At 42.1% G+C, this 24752-nt stretch carries 26 protein-coding genes; 2 read left to right on the top strand and 24 right to left on the bottom strand.

Annotation, left to right across the window (positions count from 1 at the left end; all coding sequences use genetic code 11):
- Positions 1 to 2 precede the first annotated feature (2 nt).
- On the bottom strand, positions 3 to 1118 hold the full coding sequence (yedE, locus tag Q0I54_RS01310; RefSeq protein WP_296115817.1) for a YedE family putative selenium transporter: 1116 nt from the start codon (positions 1116 to 1118) through the stop codon (positions 3 to 5).
- A 297-nt stretch (positions 1119 to 1415) separates the two neighbouring features.
- On the opposite strand from yedE, the gene Q0I54_RS01305 reads away from it, so the two are divergent.
- Positions 1416 to 2312: a selenium metabolism-associated LysR family transcriptional regulator gene (locus tag Q0I54_RS01305; RefSeq protein WP_296115795.1), complete on the top strand. Its 897-nt coding sequence runs from the start codon at positions 1416 to 1418 to the stop codon at positions 2310 to 2312.
- 226 nt (positions 2313 to 2538) lie between these two features.
- Here the strand turns inward: Q0I54_RS01305 and Q0I54_RS01300 are convergent, their stop codons facing one another.
- Complete coding sequence (locus tag Q0I54_RS01300) at positions 2539 to 2961, bottom strand: LysM peptidoglycan-binding domain-containing protein (RefSeq protein ID WP_296115792.1); 423 nt, start codon at positions 2959 to 2961, stop codon at positions 2539 to 2541.
- A gap of 234 nt (positions 2962 to 3195) precedes the next feature.
- Here Q0I54_RS01300 and lexA point away from each other — a divergent pair, with 234 nt between their 5' ends.
- The gene (gene lexA / locus Q0I54_RS01295; RefSeq protein WP_296115791.1) at positions 3196 to 3813 is read left to right on the top strand and encodes a transcriptional repressor LexA; all 618 of its coding nucleotides are present in this window, start codon (positions 3196 to 3198) and stop codon (positions 3811 to 3813) included.
- A 158-nt stretch (positions 3814 to 3971) separates the two neighbouring features.
- Here lexA and rsfS read toward each other — a convergent pair whose 3' ends face one another.
- From rsfS to Q0I54_RS01185, 22 genes are all read right to left on the bottom strand, one after another.
- A complete protein-coding gene (gene rsfS / locus Q0I54_RS01290) occupies positions 3972 to 4325 on the bottom strand; it encodes a ribosome silencing factor (RefSeq protein ID WP_296115789.1) in 354 nt (117 codons plus the stop codon).
- Positions 4326 to 4330: 5 nt separating this feature from the next.
- Positions 4331 to 4933 carry a bis(5'-nucleosyl)-tetraphosphatase (symmetrical) YqeK gene (gene yqeK, locus Q0I54_RS01285; RefSeq protein ID WP_296115786.1) on the bottom strand — a complete coding sequence of 201 codons (603 nt, stop codon included), beginning with the start codon at positions 4931 to 4933 and terminating at the stop codon, positions 4331 to 4333.
- 54 nt (positions 4934 to 4987) lie between these two features.
- The gene (gene nadD, locus Q0I54_RS01280; protein WP_296115784.1) at positions 4988 to 5611 is read right to left on the bottom strand and encodes a nicotinate-nucleotide adenylyltransferase; all 624 of its coding nucleotides are present in this window, start codon (positions 5609 to 5611) and stop codon (positions 4988 to 4990) included.
- A 24-nt stretch (positions 5612 to 5635) separates the two neighbouring features.
- Entirely contained in the window at positions 5636 to 5923 is a 288-nt protein-coding gene (gene yhbY, locus Q0I54_RS01275; RefSeq protein WP_177975351.1) for a ribosome assembly RNA-binding protein YhbY, read from the bottom strand.
- A gap of 75 nt (positions 5924 to 5998) precedes the next feature.
- Complete coding sequence (gene obgE / locus Q0I54_RS01270; RefSeq protein ID WP_296115782.1) at positions 5999 to 7285, bottom strand: GTPase ObgE; 1287 nt, start codon at positions 7283 to 7285, stop codon at positions 5999 to 6001.
- Positions 7286 to 7354: 69 nt separating this feature from the next.
- Positions 7355 to 7645, bottom strand: a complete 291-nt coding sequence (gene rpmA / locus Q0I54_RS01265) for a 50S ribosomal protein L27 (RefSeq protein WP_021738743.1) — start codon at positions 7643 to 7645, stop codon at positions 7355 to 7357.
- Between the two features lie 5 nt (positions 7646 to 7650).
- Positions 7651 to 7974, bottom strand: a complete 324-nt coding sequence (locus Q0I54_RS01260; RefSeq protein WP_296115781.1) for a ribosomal-processing cysteine protease Prp — start codon at positions 7972 to 7974, stop codon at positions 7651 to 7653.
- A gap of 18 nt (positions 7975 to 7992) precedes the next feature.
- On the bottom strand, positions 7993 to 8301 hold the full coding sequence (rplU, locus tag Q0I54_RS01255) for a 50S ribosomal protein L21 (protein ID WP_296115779.1): 309 nt from the start codon (positions 8299 to 8301) through the stop codon (positions 7993 to 7995).
- 98 nt (positions 8302 to 8399) lie between these two features.
- Entirely contained in the window at positions 8400 to 9596 is a 1197-nt protein-coding gene (locus Q0I54_RS01250) for a ribonuclease E/G (protein WP_296115777.1), read from the bottom strand.
- A complete protein-coding gene (locus Q0I54_RS01245; protein ID WP_296115774.1) occupies positions 9586 to 10305 on the bottom strand; it encodes a TIGR03936 family radical SAM-associated protein in 720 nt (239 codons plus the stop codon). The genes Q0I54_RS01250 and Q0I54_RS01245 overlap by 11 nt, the downstream gene beginning before the upstream one ends.
- Positions 10289 to 12160 carry a TIGR03960 family B12-binding radical SAM protein gene (locus Q0I54_RS01240; RefSeq protein ID WP_296115772.1) on the bottom strand — a complete coding sequence of 624 codons (1872 nt, stop codon included), beginning with the start codon at positions 12158 to 12160 and terminating at the stop codon, positions 10289 to 10291. Before Q0I54_RS01240 ends, Q0I54_RS01245 begins: the two co-directional genes overlap by 17 nt.
- 253 nt (positions 12161 to 12413) lie before the next feature.
- The gene (locus Q0I54_RS01235; protein ID WP_296115770.1) at positions 12414 to 15884 is read right to left on the bottom strand and encodes an FtsX-like permease family protein; all 3471 of its coding nucleotides are present in this window, start codon (positions 15882 to 15884) and stop codon (positions 12414 to 12416) included.
- 102 nt (positions 15885 to 15986) lie between these two features.
- The gene (locus Q0I54_RS01230) at positions 15987 to 16688 is read right to left on the bottom strand and encodes an ABC transporter ATP-binding protein (protein WP_296115768.1); all 702 of its coding nucleotides are present in this window, start codon (positions 16686 to 16688) and stop codon (positions 15987 to 15989) included.
- A gap of 162 nt (positions 16689 to 16850) precedes the next feature.
- A complete protein-coding gene (locus Q0I54_RS01225; protein ID WP_296115767.1) occupies positions 16851 to 17156 on the bottom strand; it encodes a hypothetical protein in 306 nt (101 codons plus the stop codon).
- Between the two features lie 217 nt (positions 17157 to 17373).
- Positions 17374 to 18657 carry a bifunctional phosphoribosyl-AMP cyclohydrolase/phosphoribosyl-ATP diphosphatase HisIE gene (gene hisIE, locus Q0I54_RS01220; protein WP_296115765.1) on the bottom strand — a complete coding sequence of 428 codons (1284 nt, stop codon included), beginning with the start codon at positions 18655 to 18657 and terminating at the stop codon, positions 17374 to 17376.
- Positions 18658 to 18660: 3 nt separating this feature from the next.
- Positions 18661 to 19254 (bottom strand): imidazoleglycerol-phosphate dehydratase HisB, encoded by a 594-nt coding sequence (hisB, locus tag Q0I54_RS01215; protein WP_296115763.1) that lies wholly within the window; start codon positions 19252 to 19254, stop codon positions 18661 to 18663.
- Positions 19255 to 19270: 16 nt separating this feature from the next.
- Entirely contained in the window at positions 19271 to 20572 is a 1302-nt protein-coding gene (gene hisD, locus Q0I54_RS01210) for a histidinol dehydrogenase (protein ID WP_296115761.1), read from the bottom strand.
- Position 20573: 1 nt separating this feature from the next.
- Positions 20574 to 21224: an ATP phosphoribosyltransferase gene (hisG, locus tag Q0I54_RS01205; protein ID WP_109214601.1), complete on the bottom strand. Its 651-nt coding sequence runs from the start codon at positions 21222 to 21224 to the stop codon at positions 20574 to 20576.
- 12 nt (positions 21225 to 21236) lie between these two features.
- Positions 21237 to 22424 (bottom strand): ATP phosphoribosyltransferase regulatory subunit, encoded by a 1188-nt coding sequence (gene hisZ / locus Q0I54_RS01200; protein WP_296115759.1) that lies wholly within the window; start codon positions 22422 to 22424, stop codon positions 21237 to 21239.
- A 119-nt stretch (positions 22425 to 22543) separates the two neighbouring features.
- Positions 22544 to 23077, bottom strand: coding sequence for a Holliday junction resolvase RecU (locus tag Q0I54_RS01195; protein ID WP_296115756.1), 534 nt, complete (start codon positions 23075 to 23077; stop codon positions 22544 to 22546).
- Entirely contained in the window at positions 23077 to 23727 is a 651-nt protein-coding gene (locus Q0I54_RS01190) for a histidine phosphatase family protein (RefSeq protein ID WP_296115755.1), read from the bottom strand. The genes Q0I54_RS01195 and Q0I54_RS01190 overlap by 1 nt, the downstream gene beginning before the upstream one ends.
- 5 nt (positions 23728 to 23732) lie before the next feature.
- Complete coding sequence (locus Q0I54_RS01185; protein WP_296115754.1) at positions 23733 to 24746, bottom strand: RluA family pseudouridine synthase; 1014 nt, start codon at positions 24744 to 24746, stop codon at positions 23733 to 23735.
- Between the last annotated feature and the right edge of the window lie 6 nt (positions 24747 to 24752).

Here is a 24752-nt window from a genome sequence, read left to right as displayed (position 1 = left end):
TTTTATTTTCCTCTTTTCAGATTTCTTTTATTTGTTACTGCAATGATAAATAATACAATGATACATACGATAACTGCTGCTTTACCCGCCGTAGCCGGACCGCCTGCAACGGCTGCTTCTGTCTCAGTCGCTGCTTTTGCTGCTGCGCCTGCCAGACCAAAGTTATGTGCAAATGCAGCGCCAAGGAGCATGCCAAGAAAAGTTACGGCACTGTCGGAGGAACCTTGACCTGCCAGAATCAGCTGACGCAGCGGGCATCCGCCTGCCAGTACAGCACCAAATCCTACCACATACATGCCAAGGATATTCCACAGATGCTGGGAATGTGCGATTGGCTGTCCGGAAAAACTTAAATGGAAGTGTCCTGTTACAATATTGTAGATTAACATAACAACGAACAGTGCGCCGATAATACTGATCAGATCAAAGTTTTTCATCAGAATTACGTCACGGATACTTCCGGCAAAACACATTCTGCTCATCTGTGCGATGACGCCAATGATCAGTGCTACAATTAATGCGATGGCAATTGGCGCATGCATACTTCCAGGTCCTTCCGTACTTGCTGCATATGCACCGGTTGCTACACCGATGATCAGTAATACAATTAATGCGATTGGTAACACCATACCGTTTGCCTTTTTAGTTTCATAAGCTCTTCCAAGAGAAAATCCTTTTTTCAGAAAGAAAGTTCCGGTTGCCACACCGCCGGCAAATCCGATGAGTGCCACATAAGCATTCAAATCTCCGGCAGACATGCGAATGACCATACGAAGCGGACATCCAAGGAATACCAATGCTCCAATCATTATGATCATTCCAAGCAGGAAACGAATCATGGGGGAAGAACCTGCAGTTGCTTTATATTCCTTTGTAATCAGAGAAATTAAAAAGGCTCCTACTACAAATCCTACGATCTCCGGACGAAAATACTGTACAGGCGCTGCGGAATGAAGGGCTAGTGCTCCTGCTGTGTCACGGATAAAACATGCTACACAGATGGCCATGTTTGCCGGATTACCAAAGAATGCAAGCAATGCTGCCAGTATACCAACGATGGCACCTGCAAATGCAAGTTTCCATGTTTTGTCAAATAGTTTCATAACTGTTCTCCTCATATCTTTCTGACGTATCATTACGTCTGTTTTTGTTATATTCAGTATATCATTCCTGTATTTCCCAGTAAAATTGTTAATATTGATAACTCAAATAATTCTATTGATAAAACCTATAAATAAGAGTAAAATTCAAGTAGAAGCAGTTAATAATGATTTTTCTATAGGATATAAATTCCCTTATATAAGCAAAAATCATAAGAACAAAAATGAATATGATTTACATTATGTAATAGAAAAAATGATATAGAAGAATATCAGGATTTTTTTACACAAAATATGTAGAAAGGAAACATCTATATGGATATCAGACAACTTGAAGCATTTGTATACACCGTAAAATATCAGAGTTTTTCTCAGGCAGCACAAAAACTGTACCTGTCCCAGCCGACAGTCAGTGCTCACATCCGTTCTCTGGAGCAGGAATTTCATACGCAGTTATTAAAACGAACAACAAAAACCCTGTCCATAACACCAGCAGGCATGAAGCTGTACCAATACGCCTCTGAAATTTTAACATTACAGCAGAAAGCTGTACTGGAGCTTTCCAATGAAGGTACAAATAAATTGCAGATTGGTGTATCCTCTGTACCATCGCTTTACGTACTCCCAGAGCTTTTGACAACATATCATAACAAATTTCCAGACGTAACGTTTCATACTACCTGTGGAGACAGTCTGGAGATCATTCACAAAATAGATGATGGCGCCTGCGATCTTGGACTTGTTGGAACAACCTGTTCGGATACAACCTGCGAATTTTTATCTTTTGCATCGGACGAACTGGTTATCGCTGCTCCTGCGACACCTTATTATCAGGCTTTCACCAAACAGACAGAACCATTGGCAGTTCTTTTGAAGGAGCCATTTTTGTTACGGGAAGATAATTCCGGAACCAAACAGGAAACCCTTCATTTTTTAAAAAACAGAGGGCTTACATTGGATGATTTAAATGTTATTGCGATTATGGACGATGCGGATTCCTTAAAAAAATGCATTAAACTCGGAATGGGAATTTCGATTCTCTCCCGTGCAACAGTAGCTTCTGATGCAAAGCAGGGAAAACTGCTGATATTTCCTTTAGGTGAAGAAGCTTTTTTACGAAAACTGTATATCGTATATTCACCGGTTCGATATCTGCCGGAGCCGGCAGGACAGTTTCTGGAATTTTTGAAAAATTATTATCAACTGTCATGAAATTTGATAAATTGCAAGAAAGTGTGCTATCATACACTTACGTGTTTAAAATTATCAATAGCACATCTTTCTTGCCCGCGCCGAGCACGCTTGCAAAGCAAGAATCTCTTCTCGTGCGAGTGCGCATCATTTGCACGAAGTGCTTTTGTTTGATAGGAAATTCATCGTAATTTCCTATCAAACAAGCAATCGAACATTCTGTTCGATTGCTTGCATGATTTCACAATTATAACTCGGAAACTGTTTCCACATATGGAATCATCAGATAAGCACCACTTTCAATTGTATCATCCGTCAGATGGTTCATCTCTTTTACCTCGTCAATATACTCCTGTCTGTCGAAGCTGTTACTTCCCATATACTGATCAGCCAGTGTCCATAAAGTATCGCCTTCTTCTACCTGAATGGTCTTATAGTAAATGTTCTCCTCATGTACGGAAGAAGCCTTTACCTGATTTGCTTTCAAACAGTTTGTACTCACCAAAACTGCAGCCAGAATCGTAAGAAACATAACGGCTATTCCAAATGCCTGTCGTTTCAGTGCCTGTTTCTTCTTGGCAGCCTGGATACGTGCTCTTTTCTGCGCTTGTGTTCTGGCCTGTGCCTTCTGATACGGATTTGTATTGTAAATTACAGAATATGTACTCATGTGTGTATCCTCCCCTGTTTTCTCTTTAACAATGATGTGTTTAACAAGTATCCGATATTTTGTTCGGAACACCTGTTCGATAATTGAATTATACAAAACATATGTTCGGATGTCAAGAACAAATACGAACAGATTTTCGGAACAAGTTTTCGAATATATTTGAAATCAATAGTTCATTATGCTATAATCTAATTATTAAACAGCGAATCAATTTTAAGGAGATCTGAGTATATTATGTCATACGGAAAAATCAGCGATAAGCAGAGAGAAATTTTAGAATATATCAAAGCAGAAATTTTAAACAGAGGATATCCACCTGCAGTACGTGAAATCTGTGAAGCCGTCAAATTAAAATCAACTTCTTCTGTCCATGCGCATTTAGAGACGCTGGAGAAAAACGGTTATATTCATCGTGATCCGACCAAACCGCGTGCAATTGAGATTGTGGATGAGAACTTTAATCTGACCAGACGTGAAATGGTCAATGTACCGATCGTTGGAAAAGTTGCAGCCGGTGAACCGATTCTGGCTGTGGAGAATATCGAGAACTACTTCCCGATTCCGGCAGAATTTATGCCAAACGAGCAGACATTTATCCTGCAGGTTCAGGGCGAAAGTATGATCAATGCCGGTATTTTAGACGGGGATTATATTCTGGTGCAGCAGCAGTCTACTGCAAATGATGGAGATATGGTCGTTGCGCTTGTAGATGATTCTGCAACGGTAAAGACATTTTATAAAGAAAATGGCTATTATCGTCTACAGCCGGAGAATGATTTTATGGATCCAATTATCGTGTCCGAAGTCATGATCATGGGAAAAGTAATTGGAACTTTCCGTTTCTTCAGATAGGCTTTGCGGCACGAAGTGTAATGTAGTGCAAAATTTACAAATATCATAGTGTAAATTGAGAACACCAGCAAATTTTCTCAAGGAGCGATTGTTAGCGACTGAGACAAATTGCTGGTGTTCTCTTATAAAAAATAAATAGTAAATTTTAAGCCAAAAAATTAAAGATCTTCCGGTGCAATGATTTTACCATCCTGCCAGATTCTCTCCAGATCATAGAATAAACGGTCCTCTTTGGAGAACAGATGAATGATAATATCCTTATAATCCATCAAAATCCAGCTGGAATTATTATTTCCTTCTTTCTGTGCACAGTGGAATCCTGCTTTGTACAGATCTTCCTCTGCGGCGTCCATCATAGCCTGCAGCTGATTTGTATTTGCAGCACTTGCAATTACAAAATAATCTGCAATTACAGAAATTTCACTGATATCGATAACCTGTACATCTTCTGCTTTTTTCTCAGATAATGCGTGGCAGGCGATTTTTGCCATTTCGCGGGATACGTCGTTCATATTACTCACCCTATTCCTTTCTGATTGGTGCTCTGGTTTTCAAACCAGTCTTTATAATAATCGTAAGCGTCCAGTGTGGTCGGATCCATGGTCTGATCTTCATGTTTTTCCAGATATTCCACCGTATCTTTTAAGATGTGATACGTGGTCAGATCCAGATTCTGTTCAGCTATCTTACGAAGTTCCTTTAAATGAGGTGCTTTGTCCCGGTTTGGCTCAATATAATCTGAAATAAAAATAATTTTATCCAGAAGATTCATGTCCGGAACACCTGTGGTGTGTACACGGATTGCATGCAGAATATCAAAATCTGTCACCTGGTACTCATGTTCGGCCAGAATGGCACCGCATTTTGCATGCAGCAAGGATGGATTTTTATATTCGGCATCACTGATGGAAACGCCATATTCCCGGCAGAGAGCGATTTTTTTATCATCATCCATATATTTGGCACAGTCGTGTAACAGACCGGCCAGTTCCGCCATATCCTTGTCATAACCGTAAATTTCTGCAAGGTGACATGCTGTTTTTGCTACTCCGAGTGTATGCTCATATCTTGACGGTTTTAATTTTGCTTTTAACTTTTTTTGTATCTCTTTTGCTGTCATGTGGAATTCCCTTCTATGAGAAAAATAATACTGCTCAACACATGAAGTGGAGTCTCAGCTTAGATTGAGATAAAGTGCATGATCTCTGATATATTGCTCTACCTGTGGCGGAAGCATGTAGCGAACCGTTGTTCCCTGCATCACCCGCTCTCTCAGTTCCCTGCTGGATACACTGAAATTCGGAGTGTTCAGACGGTAAAAACCGGAATGGTATTTTTCTTTTAAATATGCAATCTGGCGGTCTACTTCATCCGCATTCAGATTATCCCGGACAGCTGCCAGAATGTTTGCATATTTACAGATTTCCTCCGGATGTCTCCAGTCGTCAAAATCGAACAGAGAATCTGCTCCGAGGATAAAATATAATTTACAGTCCGGATAATCTTTCTGAAATTGTGCCAGGGTCACATACGTATAGTTGACACCGGTACTCTCAATTTCCCGATATGAAATGGAAAACTTCGGATTATCCGCAATGGCCGCTTCTACCATATGACAGCGGTGTACACTCATTTTCTCTCCCATAAATGCCTTGTGTGGCGTATGCCCGGTAGGGAGAAAAATTATATGATCCAGATGAAACTGGTCGCAAGCATTTTCCGCAATCAGCAGATGCCCGTAGTGAATCGGATTGAAGGTACCGCCAAATATACCGATTTTCTTTTGTGTCAGAGTCATATACGATACTCCATTTCTGTCGGATTAAGGTAAAACGATCTTTGGATCATCCTTATCCGGTTTGTATAAAACGATTTTCTTACCGATGACCTGTACCACCTGGGAATGGGTACGCTCTGCAATCACATTTGCAATCTCACGCGGATCGTCAAAACAGTTTTTTAATACACTTAATTTGATCAACTCATGTGTATTAAAGCATTCAGCAATTGCATTTACGATTTCCGGTGTTACACTGGATTTCCCAACCTGAAAAATTGGTTCCAGATTCATGGCAAGACCTTTTAAATAAGCTCTCTGTTTACTTGTCATAATTATTTCTCCATATGCTGACCATACAAGCTTTTGAATATCAAAAATCCTTACATAATCAGACTGTACTCTATTTTATTTATAGTAATCAAAGGAAAGTCCATACATACGAACAGTATCGCCTTCCTGAATGCCTAAGTTTTCCAGTTCCTCTAAAATTCCCTGATCTTTTAAGAAACGCTGGAAAAACAGGAAACCTTTCTCGGATTCAATATTGGTATAGCCAAGCATTTTTTCAATACGAGGACCTTCTACCACAAATTCATCATTTTCTTCGTCATATGCAACAGTATACGGCTCATCCAGATACATTGCTGTGGACGGATCGTATTCCTGCTCAAATACAACCGGCTCAGAATCCATGCTCTGAAGCATCTCATTTACGGCATATAAAAGCTCTTTTAAGCCTTTTCCACTGACTGCAGAGATTGCAAATACACGGATACCCTGCGGTTCAAATTCCTGACGCAGTTTTTCTACCGGATCTTCATCTCCTGCATAGATGGCATCAATTTTATTTGCTGCGATCACCTGTGGTTTCTTTGCAAGTTCCGGATTGTATGCTTCTAGCTCTTTATTGATGGCATAAATATCTGCGATCGGATCACGTCCTTCGGTAGATGCAGCATCTACCATGTGGATCATGACTTTGGTACGCTCAATGTGTTTTAAAAACTCATGACCAAGTCCGATTCCCTCGGATGCACCCTCGATCAGTCCCGGGATATCTGCGATAACAAAGCCCTGTCCTTCGTCCAGATCAACCACACCAAGATTTGGATTTAAAGTAGTAAAGTGATAATTTGCGATTTTCGGCTGCGCATTGGTTACACGGGATAATAAAGTGGATTTTCCAACGTTCGGGAAACCAACCAGTCCGACATCTGCGATGACTTTCAGTTCCAGACGGACTTCCAGTTCGATGCCCGGCTGTCCCGGCTGTGCATATTTCGGAGCCTGCATGGTTGCGGTTGCGTAATTCTGATTTCCTTTACCGCCGCGTCCGCCTCTTAAAATGATCTGACGGGTATTGTCACCGGACATATCAGCGATAACTTTGTCTGTCTCGGCATCGCGGATGATGGTTCCCGCCGGAACTTTTACAATGATATCCGCACCGTTTTTGCCATGGCAGTTCCGTTTTCTGCCCTCTTCTCCGTTTTCGGCGGCATATTTACGACGATGTCTGAAGTCTGTCAGAGTGTTCAAACCTTCATCGACCTGGAAAATAACGTCTCCGCCTTTTCCACCGTCTCCTCCGTCAGGACCGCCGTTCGGAACGTATTTTTCACGGCGGAAGCTGACATGTCCATCTCCGCCTTTTCCTGATTTTATAATAATTCTTGCACTGTCTGCAAACATAATTTTCTTTTCCTTTTTTATAGTAGAAAATAGACCCGGCTATGAAAGTCGAGTCTATTGATGGTTTCATTATTCGTTCGTTGCTACTGGATAAACGGAAGCCTGTTTTTTGTCTCTTCCTTTTCTCTCGAATCTTAATACACCATCTACTTTTGCAAATAATGTATCATCTCCGCCGATACCTACGTTCACGCCTGGGTGAATCTTAGTACCACGCTGTCTGTATAAAATGTTTCCAGCTTTTACAAACTGTCCGTCTGCTCTTTTTGCTCCTAATCTTTTGGATTCGGAATCACGGCCGTTCTTTGTAGAACCTACACCTTTTTTATGAGCAAAGAACTGAAGATTCATGTTCATCATGTTTCTTACACCTCCTCGAAGATCAAATCAATATATTCTTCGTAGTTACTCTCCATGTCCTCTAAACCTAAAACCAGCGATTTCAGCAAAAGCTGTGCATCTGCTCCATTGTTTTCTGTAATTCGAAAAGATATCATTCCGTCCGCTTCATTGCTGTCGCAATAAAACAGTGTATCGGTAAATGTCTCAATAGAATTCATGCAGTTGATCGTCATTGCGGATACAGCAGCACACACGATGTCATTTTCATCGGAATATTCTGCATGTCCCAAACAATCAAAACCAACAAACTGCTGATCATGGTTCTGGTAAACTGTTATTTTTACCATCACATGTTACCTTTTCAATTAACCATTAATCTTTTCGATTTTAACTTTGGTAAAGTACTGTCTGTGTCCGTTTTTCTTATGGTAACCGGTTTTTCTTTTATATTTGTAAACGATTACTTTTTTTGCACGTCCGTTAGCTACAACGGATGCTTCTACGGTAGCGTTCTCAACAGTCGGGTTACCGATTTTCAGACTTCCGTCATTCACTGCTAATACCTGATCGAAAGTTACTGTCTCACCAGCTTCTACACCAAGCTTTTCAATGGTAATGATATCGCCTTCAGAAACTTTGTACTGTTTACCACCTGTTGCTATAATTGCGTACATATGGCACCTCCTATTTATCATTACTCGCCAATTTCGGTGTTGCATAATATGCAGTCTTGTACCTCATTGTGCGGCATCTTTTGTATAATATCAGAATGTTACTGTTCTGTCAACTGTTCTGCCAAACTTTTTTCAACTTTTTTTCTCGTAAGTTCCACGAGATTCAATCTGGTCATATCAACGACCTGAACCGGTACAGAATCTTCCCGGACATACCGTCGCAGATACTCCATAACCGTTTGCCGGTCTTCTTCCTGTTCCAGATTGATAAAGTCAATGATCACAATTCCGGAAATGTTTCTAAGACGCAGTTGTGCGGCAGTTTCTTTGGCCGCTTCCAGATTGATCTTCAGAAAATGCTCTTGCCGGTCTTTTTTTGTCACACTTTTTCCGGTATTGACATCCACAACGGTCAGTGCTTCTGTCGGCTCGATCACGAGATAACCGCCGGATTTCAGCCAGACTCTTTTCTGCAAGGCATCCTCCGTCTGTTTGTTCAGATTATAAAGTGCAGCCAGTGGAAGCAATTTATCCTCGTATAGCCGAAGAGGGATCTGTGCAAAAGAAGGATCCATTTCCTGCTGCTGCCGTACTTCCTTATAAACATCCGGCAGATCGGTCAGAATTTCCGTAAAACCATCTTGATAACTGTTTTGCAGATAGGTCATGTAGCTTTCCGGTGTACGGCTGACACAGGAAAAACAGGTGCGCATGGATGCCGTATGACAGATGGTCTGCAGCCGGTCTTTTAACTGATGCAGTTCTGCAATCAGCACATCCGCAGACACATCTCTGGCATTCGTGCGGACAATAATGCCAAAAGAACCATCCCATTCCGGCTCCAGCAACGCGCCAAGCTGCTCTTTTTCCGGTTTTGTCAGCTTTGATGAAAAACCCATTCTGCAGTCCCCACTGGTCAGAACCAGATAACGGCCAGTCAGGTTCAGATTGCCGGATACGGTCGGTGCTTTTGTTTTTACACTCTCCCGCGTCAACTGAACCAATAGTTCCTCTCCTTGAACCAGTTTTTTTGCGGAAATCTTTTTTGCAAAAATCGGTTCCGCTTTTTCTGCCATGGAATAGTAGCAGCAAAGTCCGGGCTTGATTTCTATAAAAGCAGCCTGAATGCTCGGTACGATTTTTTGTACCCGCCCCACATAGATATTTCCAAGAATGGATTCCTGACCGAGTTTCCGGCAGCGTACTTCCAGCAGACGGCGTTCTGATACCGTAGCACACATGCGTACCTGACTGCCACAGATAGTCGTATCTGTGATAATGACTTTATGATTCAATGTTGTCACCTGCCTGATACAGCGGTCTTAATCCTTCTTCTGTACGCTCATAGGTTTCCACTCTGTGGATCTGCATATTAAACGGATCATAAGTTTTTCCAAAATACTGATAAAAATCCTGTAATACCAGTTCCGGTTTGATATTATCGGTACTTCCGGTAGAAAGCCGCAGGAAAAATCCATGCCATCCAAGTTCCTCCAAATCACATGGGGCGAACTGGTAGATCAGTGGTTTGATATCAATGACACGCTCACTTTTTTTCGTCTGCTTTGTCACTTCAATGGTTTCCCGTTCCTCGTAATACTGAAGGATTTTTTCTTTCAGTTCTTCCAGTGTGAAATCAACCTGCTTTTTGAAATAAACAATATAATCTGCTGCCGCTACGGAAGTCATCGCTTTTTTTGCATCCTGACGCAGAGCAACATATTCTGTAATTTCAATACCATCCACCATAACCGCATTCAGTGCATCTATGGATTTATCGGTAGATTTTGTGGAATGTACCTCAATATCCAGATACTCACCGTCACTGGTAATGCCTACGCCAAGAGGAGCCGCAAAGGACATAATCTGATGCGGGGAAAATCCTTCTGAATAGGCAATATCGATATTGGCACGGCGCATAGCTTTCTGAAAATAACGCATGATATCCAGATGCCCGATAAAACGCATGACACCATATTTACGGAATTTAATTCTGATTCTCATAGCATACGCCTCCTTTGTATTTCATTGCTCCGCAGCCGGCGCATTTCTGGCGGCAGTTTGGTGTTACCGTCTCTGCATTTGCCGCATGCCATTCACGCAGCAGGAAGTTTTTTGTTACGCCTGCATCGATAAAATCCCATGGAAAGATCTCGTCTTCGCCGCGGACACGAGTGGTGTAGAAATCTGTATCAATATTTTCTTCGCTAAAGGCATCCTGCCAGATCTGATCATCGAAAAATTCAGACCAAGCGGCAAAAATGCCATCTTTCTCATAGACACGGATCAAAGCATCACATAGACGGCGGTCACCTCTGGCAAGAATCCCCTCAATCATGGTTACATCTGCTTCATGCCAGTTATACTTAATACTTTTTTTGTTTAACTGAGATTTGATCGTCTCATTTACGATTTTTGCACGACCAAGAAACTCATCCTTTGTGCACATCGGGCTCCACTGGAATGGCGTAAATGGTTTCGGTACAAAGAAAGAAGTACTTACGGTGATCTGGCATTTACCGTTGCGCTGATCTTTCGGAATCTCATAATAGCGTTCCGCAATCTCTTCTGCAAGTTCACCAATGGCCTTCATATCTTCCACTGTTTCTGTCGGCTGTCCAAGCATAAAATACAGTTTTACTTTATTCCATCCACCTTCAAAGGCAAGTCCTGCGCCATGCAGGATATTTTCCTTTGTCAGACCTTTGTTGATGACATCACGCAGACGCTGGGAACCGGCTTCCGGCGCAAATGTCAGACTACTCTTTCGAATATCCTGTACTTTACTCATTACATCCAGAGAGAAAGCATCGATTCGCAGAGATGGCAGAGAAATATTTACCCCTTTGTCTTTGAATTCATCGATTAGAAAGGTTAAAAGTTCTTCCAGACAGGTGTAATCACTGGAACTTAAAGAACTTAAGGATATTTCCTCGTGTCCGGTGCTTGTCAGCATCTGATAAGCCTTTTCTTTTAACATTTCAAGGCTGCGTTCCCGCAGCGGGCGGTAAACCATACCAGCCTGACAGAAACGGCAGCCACGGATACAACCACGTTGTATTTCAAGTACGACACGATCCTGTGTCACTTTGATAAATGGTACCAGCGGCTTGTCCGGATAGACAGATTCTGACATATTTTCCACGACCTGACGCTGAATCACACGCGGGATATCGTTATACATCGGGTGAAACTCTGCGATAGTGCCATCCTCTTTATAGGATACTTCATAAAGAGACGGTACATACAGTCCCGGAATTTTTGCTGCTTCATGTAGAAAATCGTGACGAGTATAACAGCCATTCTCTTTCATCTGCTCATACAGATCAAACAGATCATCATATACGGTTTCGCCTTCTCCAATATAGAAAATATCAAAAAAGTCAGCGATCGGTTCTGGATTGTAAGCACATGGGCCGCCGCCGATGACAATTGGCATATTATCTGTCCGCTGTACAGATTTTAATGGTATCTGACCAAGGTCCAGAATCTGAAGGATATTCGGATAGCAAAGTTCGTACTGCAGGGTCATACATAAAAAATCAAAGTTTTTGATCGGATCCTGGGTCTCCAGTGCAAAAAGCGGAATCTGCTGTTCCTTCATAATTTTATGCAGATCCGGCCACGGAGAATAGACACGCTCACAGTATACATCCTCCCGGAGATTAAACTGATGATATAAAATCTGAATACCAAGATGAGACATACCAATTTCATATACATCTGGGAATGCAAAAGCGACACGTATCTTCACATCTTCCGGATTTTTACAGACCATGTTCACTTCATTTCCGATATATCTGGCAGGTTTATCAATGGTCAGTAAAATTTCGTCTTTTAACGCAAGTTTATTATTCATTCTGTTGTTCCTATTCTTTTTTCTTTTCCATTTTTCACCGTTTTCAAGATATGCAGGGAATTCTGTTTCCTGCACAATTTTCCATTCTAGCATAAGACAGTAAAAAGCGTCAATATTTCATGACGCTTTTACCAATGATTTCTTATTCAGTTTTAAAGTTTAATCGATTCTAATCTTCTTGAACAAAGTTCAGGAAGTATCGTTCACATGCGAACTCTTTTGCAAATGACATAGTGAACTGCGCTTTTTTTTATTATTCAACGCTCTTGAGCGCATCCACCATATTAATCTTATCCAGCAGATGGTTTGTGATCAGATCTACCGCCAAGGCAAAAAGGAATGTCATACCGCCTGCAAACAGGTAGGTAATTGGATGTATCGAAACTGCAAAATATATAGAAGGCATTTTCAATACGCTGGTCAGCATACCACTGAAAAATCTGCCTACCGGAAGGCCGAGCAGGATACCGATTACTGTAAGAATCAGGGTCTCTTTATTAACATACATGTGAACTTCCTTATCAAAAAAGCCAAGTACTTTAATCGTTGCAAGTTCTCGCTCCCGTTCGGAAATATTTGTGGTCGCCAGAGTAAACAGTACAACAAAAGCAAGTCCTGCCGCCAGAGCTGTTACCAAAACAACTACACAGTTGATCAGACTAAAGGATTTTGAAAATTCATCCCGCATAGCCTGTACACTGTTGCAGGATACCACATCACTCTCTCTGGAGAGCGTATCCGCATAAGATACCGGATCTTTACATGTGTCAGATAAGTGTGCCAGCACTGTATTTGGAGCATAATCTCCCAGGAGTTCTTCGTATCTGCTCTGCCGCATATAGATCGCATTTCCAAGATAATTATGTAAAATACCAACCACAGAGAAAGAAGATTCTTCCATCGTACTATTTTGAATTTCTATGGTATCCCCAGTGGTAAATCCCATAACTTCTGATAGATTCTGTGTTACAAAAATATCCTCATCATCCAGTTCTTCTTCTTTGCCATCCAAACCTTCCAGATTAATGTAGTCCGTGATGGACGCATCATCTGGAATAACATACAAAGGAACTGTTTCTTCCATCGTATGTGCTGTATTTCTGACCTGTACCGTATCCATTTGAAGGCCAAGATAGTCAGAAATATTGGAATCTGAATCAATCTGATCTGTAAAGGTGCCATAATCATCAGACATCACAACTGCCATCAGATCGTAGCGATAAATATGATTATATTGCTTTGGCATCAAATCCGTAACGGAATTTTTAATTGCCATACCGACTACAAGAAGTGCGGTACAGCCTAAGATTCCACTGATGGTCATGATCAGACGCTTTTTATAACGAAACAGGTTTCGGAATGTTACCTTATTCAGGAAAGAGAGACGCTTCCACAAAAATGGGATTTTTTCTAAAAATACCCTGGATCCGGCTTTTGGTGCCTTCGGGCGCATCAACGCTGCCGGACACTGGCGCAGTTCACTGTGGCATGCACAAACCGCTGCGATTAACATACCTGCCGCAAACAGTAAAATACCACTGATACCGTAGCCCCAATGGAACAAAAACAGGTAGGATGGAATCTTATACATGACTTCAAACACGATAAACAGAAATTTGGGCAGCAGGATAAATCCACCGATATCTCCCAACAATCCACCGCAGATGCATGCAGACAGTGTATAAATCAAATATTTTCCATAGACATGAGTGTCTGAAAAACCCAATGCTTTGTAAATACCAATCTGTCCACGCTCTTCTTCCACCAGACGCGTAATGGTGGTCAGACTGATCAGAATAGCTACTGACAGAAATAAAATCGGAAATACATTGCCGATGGTTTCAATGGAATCCGCATCACTTTGAATCGTGGAATAACTGCCGATGGAACTGCGGTCCTGCACATACCATTTCGCCATGTCAATAGCATCAATATCTGCCTGGGCATTCGCAATCTCATCATATGCCTTTGTACGCTCTTCCTCTAATGTCAGCATCTGTTCTTCCAGTTCAGCGGTCCCATCTTCTAATTCTTTCTGCGACTGATTCAGCTTTTCCGTATTCGCCTGAATCTCCCTGTCCGCCTTAGCAAACTGTGCATTGGCATTTTGTTCCTGTGCTCTTAGTTCAGCAAGACCTGCATCCAGTTCTTGTCTGGCGCTTATGAGTTTTTGTTCCTGTGCGCTTAATTGCTGGACTGCAGACTGAAGCTGCTGCTTTTGTGCTGCAAGTTGAGTTTCTGAATCAGAAAATTGCTGCGCTGCCTCCTGCTGTTTTTCCTGAAGCACTGCTTCCTGCGCTTCTAACTGAAGCAGTGTCCCTTGCACAGTTTCATATTGTGTCTCAAGCACTGACATTCCATTCGGAATCTGCTGTAATTGTGTTCGCTGGTTTTCCAGAGAATTTTTTTGTATGTCATAATCTTCAGTTGTCGGATCCAACTGTGCAATCTGTGCATCCAGTATAGCGGTCATATCGTCAATGGTTTGTTGCAGCTCTGTCTGAAAGCTTTGACGCATGGCGGCATCTGTCTGACCGGATTCCACAGATGTCTGATAATCATTCCAGGATGATTCCGGCCATACAGTTCCAAGCTGTCCCTTCACTGCAGATATCTGTGTCAGAATCTGATTTTTTCCAGATGTGGCCTGATCTTTTCCGGCAGTAAGCTGAGCCTTTGCATCAGAAAGTTCCTGCATGGCAGCCATTTTTTGTTGTTTGAGTGCAGTCTCCCCCTGTTCTAACTGCTCCTGATGTGTATTTAATTCGGCCTTTCCGTCATTTAACTGTGCTTCTCCGGATGTAAGTTGTTTATAGCCATCAGAGATTTTCATATATCCCTGTAAAAATTGTTCGGAAGCTTTCTGTTTTTGCTGTTTTAACTGCTGAATGCCATCCTGTAACTGTTTCCATCCGGATGTTAACTGAAGCTTACCGTCTTCCAGTTCAGCTCTTGCTTCCGCAATTTTATCATCTGCCTCTGCAAATTTTGTATCGGCTTCATCTCTTGCATCCTGCAGTGTAGCAGTGGCCTCGCCTACGATTTTGTCATAACGAGCCTTTTCCCGGTCTGTTTTTATCTCTTTTTCAATCCGTTTTTTTACTGATGCAACTTTATTCTGATATTCTTCAGAAAAACAAGATAATTCCTTTGCACCTTCTACCCGTAATTCAATACTGGAATATACCTCATTATTCAGAGCATCCGCAGTGACATAAAAGAAATATTTTGCAGATTGTGAAGAACGGAAGGATACCGCTCCATCATCGGCAACCAGATCTGTTGCATCCTGCATGACTGCAGTAATCGTATATTCATGCTGTTTTAAGGCAGAAGTATTCTCCCCGGTATCTGCGTTCTGTGCTGTCAGCGTAACTTTATCTCCAATTTTTTTATCTGCATCAGTGCAATAATTTTGTGAGACAGCAATCTCAGATGCCTTTTTCGGAAGCGCTCCTTTCAGCAGGCGTGGCTGACTCAGGCCATTTATGTCAAGCAGCGTCACTTCCGCTTTCTGTTGCAGACCACCTGCTTGAACAAGTGCTGTTTCACTGTATGCTCCATGTACTTCTGAAATCCCATCCACTTTACTTAGGGCCGCAACGTCCTCATTCGTAAGTCCAAGTGTGGACTGTACTTTGATATCATACAGATCCTGATCATCATAGTAGCGGTCCGCAGACGCCCGCAAATCCCGGCAGCCGGCGGAGAGTCCAGCAAACATTGTCACTCCTAGAAATGTAATCAAAAGTATGGAAAAAAAACGCTTTTTCTCTTTTTTAATTGTTCTAACAATATCTTTCCAATATGCTTTCATTTGTTTGCGTTACCACTCTATTTCTGCAATCGGAATCGGTTGCGCATTTTTGGTCTCACTAATCACAGTACCATTTTTAAATTGGATCAGCCGGTCGGCCATTGGTGCCAGTGCGGAGTTATGGGTGATGATCAATACAGTAATTCCTTCCTTTCGGCAGGTATCCTGCAGCAGCTGCAGGATCTGCTTACCGGTATTGTAATCCAATGCACCGGTAGGTTCATCACAAAGAAGCAACTTCGGATTCTTAGCCAGAGCTCTGGCGATGGAAACACGCTGCTGCTCTCCACCAGAAAGCTGGGACGGGAAATTTTTCATACGCATTCCAAGTCCGACTTTTTTGAGTGTCTGCGCTGCATTCAGGGAATCTTCACAGATTTGTGAAGCTAATTCCACATTTTCCAATGCAGTCAGATTCGGAACCAGGTTGTAAAACTGAAAGACAAATCCAATATCTGTGCGCCGATACTGGGTCAGCTGCTTTTTCCCGTATGTAGTAATATCAGAGCCATCCACCAATACCTGACCGGAAGTGGCTGTATCCATACCTCCCAAAATATTTAATGCAGTTGTCTTTCCGGCACCGGAAGCACCAAGGATAACGGCAAGTTCTCCTTTTTCTACTGAAAAAGAAGCATCTTTCAATGCAAAAATAGAACTTCCTCCCGTGTTATATTCTTTCGTAATATGCTGAAATTCAATATACGACATATTTTTCTCCTTGATGTAGCATATAATTTCAAATTTATAAAATAGCTACAAAAATAACGCACATTTTATAAATCCGAATGTCTTATTTTATTATAGTTTTATCTAAAATTGAAATCAATAAAGAAAGTATAAATTTTTCAGTTTCTACAGTACACCCATTGGCTATGGAAGAAAATTGATCTGTTCCAGAATTTTCGATAGGTCAACGGTCTTTTGAATCTGACGGGTAATCTTTGCCGCATTCCATCCTTTCCAGGAAAAATCAGCCTGTTTCATCGCAAGAAAAGAAAGAAACAGTCCCAGAGCCAGTATAAAGCGAATGGCAGGAAAATTACGGTGCTGTTTTTCTGGGATCTTTCGATCAGCTTGTTCTGAATCTGCGTAGATTCCTTTCTGTCCAATAGCAGAAAAACTGCTTTTTGCGGCATCAGCGTAACGTTTTCGGTCTTCATATTGTTCGGAATACATAAGTGGTTCACTCCTTTTTAAAGCAAAAAGAAAGTTTATCATCACATCATGTAATCATAAACTTTCTTCTATCGTATCCTGCTTTTTATTTACTTATGCTATATTCCGGAATTTCAGAACTAACCCGATTCAAGTCGAACGCACGTGAGACTTGGTGCGTGATTCTGGTCAGCGTAAGCTGACATATTCATCTCAGAATCACTGCACATCTACACTTCTATCGCTGGGATAACTCCTCAAGTACCTCATCCCATGTGATGCCCTTGTCAACCATCATAACCATCATATGATACAGGAAATCAGCAATCTCGTATTTAATTTCTTCCGGATCTGGATTTTTGGCTGCAATGACAATTTCTGTTGCCTCTTCTCCGACTTTTTTCAGAATCTTATCAATTCCTTTGTCAAAGAGGTAATTGGTATAAGACCCCTCCTTCGGATGTAGTTTACGATCCAGAATGACATTGTACTCATTTTCAAATACTTCCAGCGGATTTTTCTCTTTGTACTCTTCGTGTACCAGATTTGTATAAAAACAGCTGCGGTTGCCGGTGTGGCAAGCTGCACCAATCTGGGATACTTTTGCCAGAATCGTATCTTTGTCACAGTCTATGGACAGAGATTTTACATATTGGTAATGACCGGAAGTCATGCCCTTGGTCCAGAGTTCGTTTCTGCTTCGGCTGTAGTAGGTCATTTTCCCAAGAGACAGTGTGGTATAAAAAGCTTCTTCATTCATATAAGCAAGCATCAGTACATCATTTGTCTTATAATCCTGTACAATGACCGGGATCATGCCATCAGAGTTCAGTTTGAACTCAGCCCATTCACAGGAAGTCTCCAGATGACCGGTCTCAATGCCCTGCTCTTTCAGATAAGCTTTCAGCGCCATCACATCGGTATTCGGTGCACTGATTGTTTTTGAAGAAATACCGGTAATCGTTTCATCAGACTTTAAAGCCTCGCAGACACTTTCGTTGTCTGTCTCTGTCAGCAAAACGGAATAAGGCATGTCAGTAACATTGCCCAGTGTTCCCATCAGAGCCGGATCCAGAACAATCAGTTCACTTGTGTTATTTTCCACATCTTCTTTCTGCTTAAAAAACAGATCTACATTGTGGATGGAAAGTGCCAGAGATTCTTTGCCAAAACGCATAGCACCTTCTCTTGACACCTGTGCCGTTACATCTTTCACCGGGTTTAAAATTGCTTTTTTACAACCTGCATATAAAATCTTTTTGATATCTTCCAGACGGTTGATATTACCACCTGCATATACCGGGATCTCAGATACACGGTTGATTTCTTTCATGGTATGGAGATTTAGTTCGTGTTCCGCATCATTATCGGACAGATCAAACAGATAAATCTTGTCGATTCCATTATCATTGTAGAGACGGATGCGTTCCATCAGATCATCCTGCTCTGTATAATCTTTGAAACCGTTAACCAGTTTTCCGTTTTTTAAATAAATCGTTGCGATTAAGTTTTTTTTATTCATAATTTATAAGCTGCCTTTCGTGGATAAAATATCCGTTACACGCGGATCATAGGATGACGCTTCATCCAGGGCTTTACCAAATGCTTTAAACAATGCCTCAATGATATGGTGATTATTTGTTCCGGAAATCACTTTCATGTGCAGATTCATGCCAGCTGCATAGGAAATGGCATAGAAAAATTCACGCACCATTTCCGTATCCATATCCCCTACCCGGTCTGTGGTAAATTCAGCATCAAATGAAAAATAAGGACGTCCGGACAAATCAATGGCACATAAAACCAAAGTTTCATCCATTGGAAGTATCATGCTTCCAAAACGCCTGATACCTTTTTTATCGCCCAGAGCTTCCCGGATGGCATTGCCAAGCACAATTCCGGTATCTTCAATGGTATGATGGCAGTCTACTTCCAGATCCCCTTTCACATCAAGACTCAGATCAAAAAATCCATGTCTTGTAAATCCGGACAGCATATGATCAAAAAATCCGATGCCGGTGGAAATGTTCTGTTTACCGCTACCATCTAAAGTAAGTGCCAGATTGATATCCGTCTCATTTGTTTTTCTGTGTACCTGTGCATATCGCTTTTCTGCCATTTCTATATCCTCCGGATTATTTGTTTTCGTCTTCAAATCTGACGCGGATGGAATTTGCATGCGCGGTCAGCTGCTCACAGTCTGCAAACTGTGCAATATCTTTGTATACCGCATGCAGGGCATCTCTGGAATAAGAGATGATGCTTGATTTCTTAATGAAATCGTCTACGCTTAGTGGTGAGAAGAATTTTGCGGTTCCGTTTGTTGGGAGGACATGGTTTGGTCCTGCAAAATAATCGCCCAGCGGCTCACTGCTATATTCGCCAAGGAAGATTGCACCTGCGTTTTTGATCTTTGTCATTACTTCAAAGGGATTTGCGGTTACAATTTCCATATGTTCGGATGCAATCTCATTTGCGGTATCAATCGCAGTATCCATATCCGGTGCGATCAGGATATAGCCATAGTTCTCTAATGATTTTTCAATAATGTTTTTTCTGGAAAGCACTTCGCAGAAGCCTTCTACTTCTTTGGATACTTCCTCAGCCAGTTTTTCACTTGTTGTAATCAGGATTGCGGAAGCCAGTTCATCATGCTCAGCTTGTGATAACAGATCTGCAGCCACAAAACGTGGATTTGCAGTTTCGTCTGCCAGCACAAGAATTTCACTCGGACCTGCAATGGAATCTATGCTGACATGTCCGAACACTGCTTTTTTTGCCAGTGCAACGTAAATGTTACCAGGCCCTACGATCTTGTCTACTTTCGGAATACTCTCGGTTCCGAAAGCAAGTGCCGCGATGGCCTGTGCACCGCCAACTTTAAACACACGGTCAGCGCCGGCTTCTTTTGCGGCAACCAGTGTGGATGGGTTAACTTTTCCTTCTTTGTTACATGGAGTTGTCATAATGATTTCCTCTACTCCGGCAACTTTTGCCGGCATGATGTTCATGAGCACGGAAGAAGGATAAACAGCTTTTCCACCCGGAACGTATACACCTGCCTTTGCAATCGGTGTAACTTTCTGACCAAGCATAGTTCCAGGAATGGAACTATCAAACCAGCTGTACTGTTTCTGCTTTTCGTGATATACGCGGATATTTTCTTTCGCTTTACGAATAACTTCTAACAATTTCAGGTCTACCTGTTCATAAGCCTCTGCAATCTCAGCTTCTGTCACTTCAATATTTTCTGCAGTTACAGTTGCTCCATCAAATTTTTGTGTATAATCAAAAACAGCTGCATCACCGTTTGCACGGACATTGGCAATAATCTCATTGACACTGCTCTCATACTGTGTATAGTTGTTCGGACTTCTTTTTAACAGATCTGTCAATATATTCTGAATGGTTTCTTTTGTGAGTTTTAACGTACGCATCTTAGTTTTCTCCTTTATTCATTACTTCGCGTAGATCAGAAATCAGTTTACCGATCCGTTCCTGCTCCATCTTCATACTTACCGGGTTAACTACCATACGGGCCGATAACGGACAAACTTCTTCCAGAACAGTCAGACCATTTTCACGTAAGGTGGATCCGGTCTCTACGATATCCACGATCACATCAGCCAGACCAACGATCGGAGCAAGCTCGATGGAACCATTGAGTTTGATGATTTCCACAGTCTGATGTTTTTTATTGTAAAAATAATCTTTCGCAATTTTCGGATATTTGGTTGCCACACGGATCTGTTCATGATGCTGCAGCAAATCTCTGGCAGATTCCGGACCACAGACACACATTCTGCATTTCCCAAATCCAAGATCAAGAACCTCATAAATATTACGAGCTTCCTGCAGGATCGTATCTCTGCCGACAATTCCGATATCTGCAGCACCGTACTCTACATAAGTCGGTACATCCGGTCCCTTGGAGAGAAAGAATCGCAGTTTCAGGTCTTCGTTTACAAATATCAGTTTTCTTGTATCTTTATCTTTCATTTCTTCGCAGGTGATACCGATTTTTTCAAACATTTCAAGTGTCTTGTTGGCAAGACGGCCTTTTCCTAAAGCAAATGTTAAATATCTCATGTTCCGGTCCTCCTACATATAGAAAATAATGTCCTGAATATGATTTTCTTCGGCATATTTTTCATAGACATCTTTTGTGTTCTGCTCTGTCAGCGGCATCAGTTCCACCTGTTCTCCACGGCTTCTGAGTACCTGAGCATCTTTGATGGCATCCTGACGGTATTGTTCGCTGTAAATAAACCATTTTGTTGTATTTTCAAACGGAATGCGTACGTTCTGTCGCTGCAGTGCCGCCATCAGCTGATTGATGACTACTGCAAAACCGATGGACGGTGCAGATTTTCCAAAGGATTTCAGCAAATTATCGTAACGACCACCGTTTACGATGGCCTCGCCGCTTCCAAACGTATATCCGGCAAAAATAATGCCGGTGTAATAATTAAATCCGGAAATCATGGCAAGTTCATAGGATACATATTTATGGATATTGTATAATTCTAACAGTTCATCCAGCTGTTCTAAACGGGTCAGTGCTTTCAGTACCCGAGGAAAATCCTGTGCCCATGCTTTCGCAGCAGTGATTTTATCTTTATCCAGCATCACATCGCTGAGCAGAGCGAAAAGCTGTTTCAGATTTTCATCTGTTACATGCTGCTCGACTACCTCCTGTACACCGTACAGATTACGGTTTAACAGCAGGTTACGTATTTCTTCCATCACGTCTTCTTCCAGATTTGCAGCCTCAAACAGACCACGCAGGAAATCTGCATGTCCCACACTCAGCTGAAACTCTTTTAAACCTGCTGCCTGCAATAGTTGCGCAGATAACGCAAGCATTTCTGCGTCTGCCTCCACGCTTCCGTCTCCGATGAGCTCAGCTCCGGACTGGGTATTCTCTTTTAAACGCCCCTGATAGCTGGAATTATTCCGGAATGTGTTTCCGGTGTAGCACAGACGAATTGGAATGGCCTGCTCCATATAATATTTGGATGCGCACCGTGCGATGGACGGTGTGATATCCGGCCGGAGAACAAGCGTGTTGCCCTCACGGTCAAAAAACTTGTACAGATCTCTGGATGGAGTTGTACCGATTTCTTTTCCGAATATATCAAAAAACTCAAAAGTTGGTGTCTGGATTGGGTGATAACCATAGGATTTCATTACAGAAAGCAGACGGCTTTCCAAAATAATCTTACGTTCACATTCTTCGTTGTAAATATCTCTGACACCTTCGGGCGTATGTAATAATTGATTCTTCACGTCTTTGATCCCCTCTTTGTTCTGTTGCATTTTTTATACATATTTCCCATGCACTTTAGCGTGCTACCATGCTAATATGTAAAAATCTTTAAATATTATATGAAATTAACTATAAAATGTCAATCCCTTAAATTCAAATCCATCTGCAGCGCATCCAGATAAGGAACCAGAAGTCCGGAATGACCGCTAAAAAAGAAGTTTTCATCCAGTTCATCCATGCGAAAACTTTTTCTTCCCCCCTGCTGCATCCGCGCCCAGAATTCACTGAACTGACGGAAAGGCAGATAGTAAAATTTTTCCAGATGCGTATAAAAGATCAGAAAAAAAGCGATGCCGCCTTGCTGTTCAAAATCCCGCATAAAGTCCACCTGATGGGGGTGAATATTCTGTAACGGAAAGGTATCGACCTGACATTCCTTGGCATCAAAGCATACCGGGATTCCCTGCACCACACCGATATAATCCACGGTACTTTTTTGCTCAAAATAAGCCAGAGTAATATGCCGGTTCTCCTTATCCATTTTAATAGGCGTGATCGGGGTCGGTACTTTCTGGATCAGTGCCAGATGATTTTCCCGATACCGCTCATTGGTACGGTTGATAAATTCCTCCAGTGTGGATCCGCGCAGTCCACGTGAATTCCAGGTCGGCATTACAAAATCCCCCGATGGGTGAGTTCCGGATCATTGTAATAAAGGATATTTTCTTTTTCTACGATAAACTGTCCATCTTTTACCAGAATGCGGTTGACACTGCAGTTTGGCTGATGGATCGTCCAGAACTCATCCATTGGTATATGTTTAATATACGTCAGAAACGCACGGATGACAGCACCATGGCAAACAACCAGTACATTTTCCACTGCCGGATCATGTTCCATCGGCAGAATTTCATCTTTCAGAAATGTCTCAATCCGTCCATACAGATCTGAAAAATTATCTCCGGTCTCATCGGCCACATACAGAGACGGTTTGGAAAAACAGTAGATCAGGTTCTGGTCCCCCTTTGTTCTGATCTCACTGATCTTATCTCCTTCATACTTGCCAAAACACATTTCACGCACCCGCTGCTCAATATGAACAGAAGCCGGCTGTTTTTCTGCAATGATCTTTGCTGTTTTTACCGCACGTTGATAAGGACTGGTATAAATTCTCTGAAACTGGATTCCATCTCTTTCAAAACCATCCCTGGTATCTGCGGCTAATTCTTCCCCGTAGGGAGTCAGAGCGATATCGGAGGAGCCCTGAATCAGTCCTTTTTTATTCCAGAATGTCTCACCGTGTCTCATGATATATAAATGCATTGTATCTACCTCTTCTCTTTTGCAAGTTTTATCTGCACCCGTTCAAATGCAGCCGGTTCCGGCGCAGTAACGATTTTTCCGTCCGGAAATTCCATGCGGTATGCGTGCAGCAGCTGGGAACGTACCCTGCAAGTGTCTTTTAACGTCTGGTTTACTTTTCTGTCACCGTATTTCGCATCCCCGAGGATTGGATGCCCGATACTGGCCAGATGCGCACGGATCTGGTGGGAGCGTCCGGTGATCAGATGCACTTCCAGCAAGGTCATATTTTCATATACTTTGATCGGATGATACGCAGTTTCAATATAAGAAGCATCTGCAAAAGCTTCCTTGCGGATCGTCACTTTATTGCTCTGATGGTCTTTGGCCAAATACCCTTTCAGATGTGCATCCTGCTCGATATGGCCTGACACAAGGCAACGGTAATATTTTTGCATACTGCGGGATTTCAGGGCTTCTGCCATCTCCTGTAGTCCGTGCATAGTCTTTCCGGCAATCAGAAGACCTGAAGTATTTCGATCCAGCCGATTGCAGATGGACGGATGAAAGGTGCGCAGCTCCGCACGGGTCAGCTGTCCGCTCTCCAGCAGATAGTCGATGACCATTTCGTTGGCGGAATAATCTTCTTTCTCTGCTTTCTGGGATAAAAGTCCCACCGGTTTATTCAGGATCAGAATATCATCATCTTCATAGACAATCTGAATTTTCGGATGATGCACTGCAGTTGTATTTGTAGCTGACTTAACGTTTCCTTCCTTTGCCTTCACCGGCTGTTTTTGCTCCGGTGTCTCCACCAGTGCGGAAGCGAATTTATCAAAGGTCTCATCGGACAGATAAATTTTTATCTGATCTGTGGCTTTTAACACTTCCTGCCCCGTTGCTTTTTTATCATTCAGCATAATATTTTTTTTCCGCAGCATTTTATAAACAAAGCCCTTGGACGCCTGATTTAGGATTTTGAACAGATATTTGTCCATACGCTGCCCGGCTTCTTTGGATGAAATAGAAAATTCTTTCATATACGA

Origin of the sequence: uncultured Eubacterium sp., from assembly GCF_934295145.1 — a bacterium.
Classification (GTDB): domain Bacteria; phylum Bacillota; class Clostridia; order Lachnospirales; family Lachnospiraceae; genus Eubacterium_I.
Note: the sequence above shows the minus strand (reverse complement) of the source record. Positions and strands in the feature narration are given on the sequence as shown.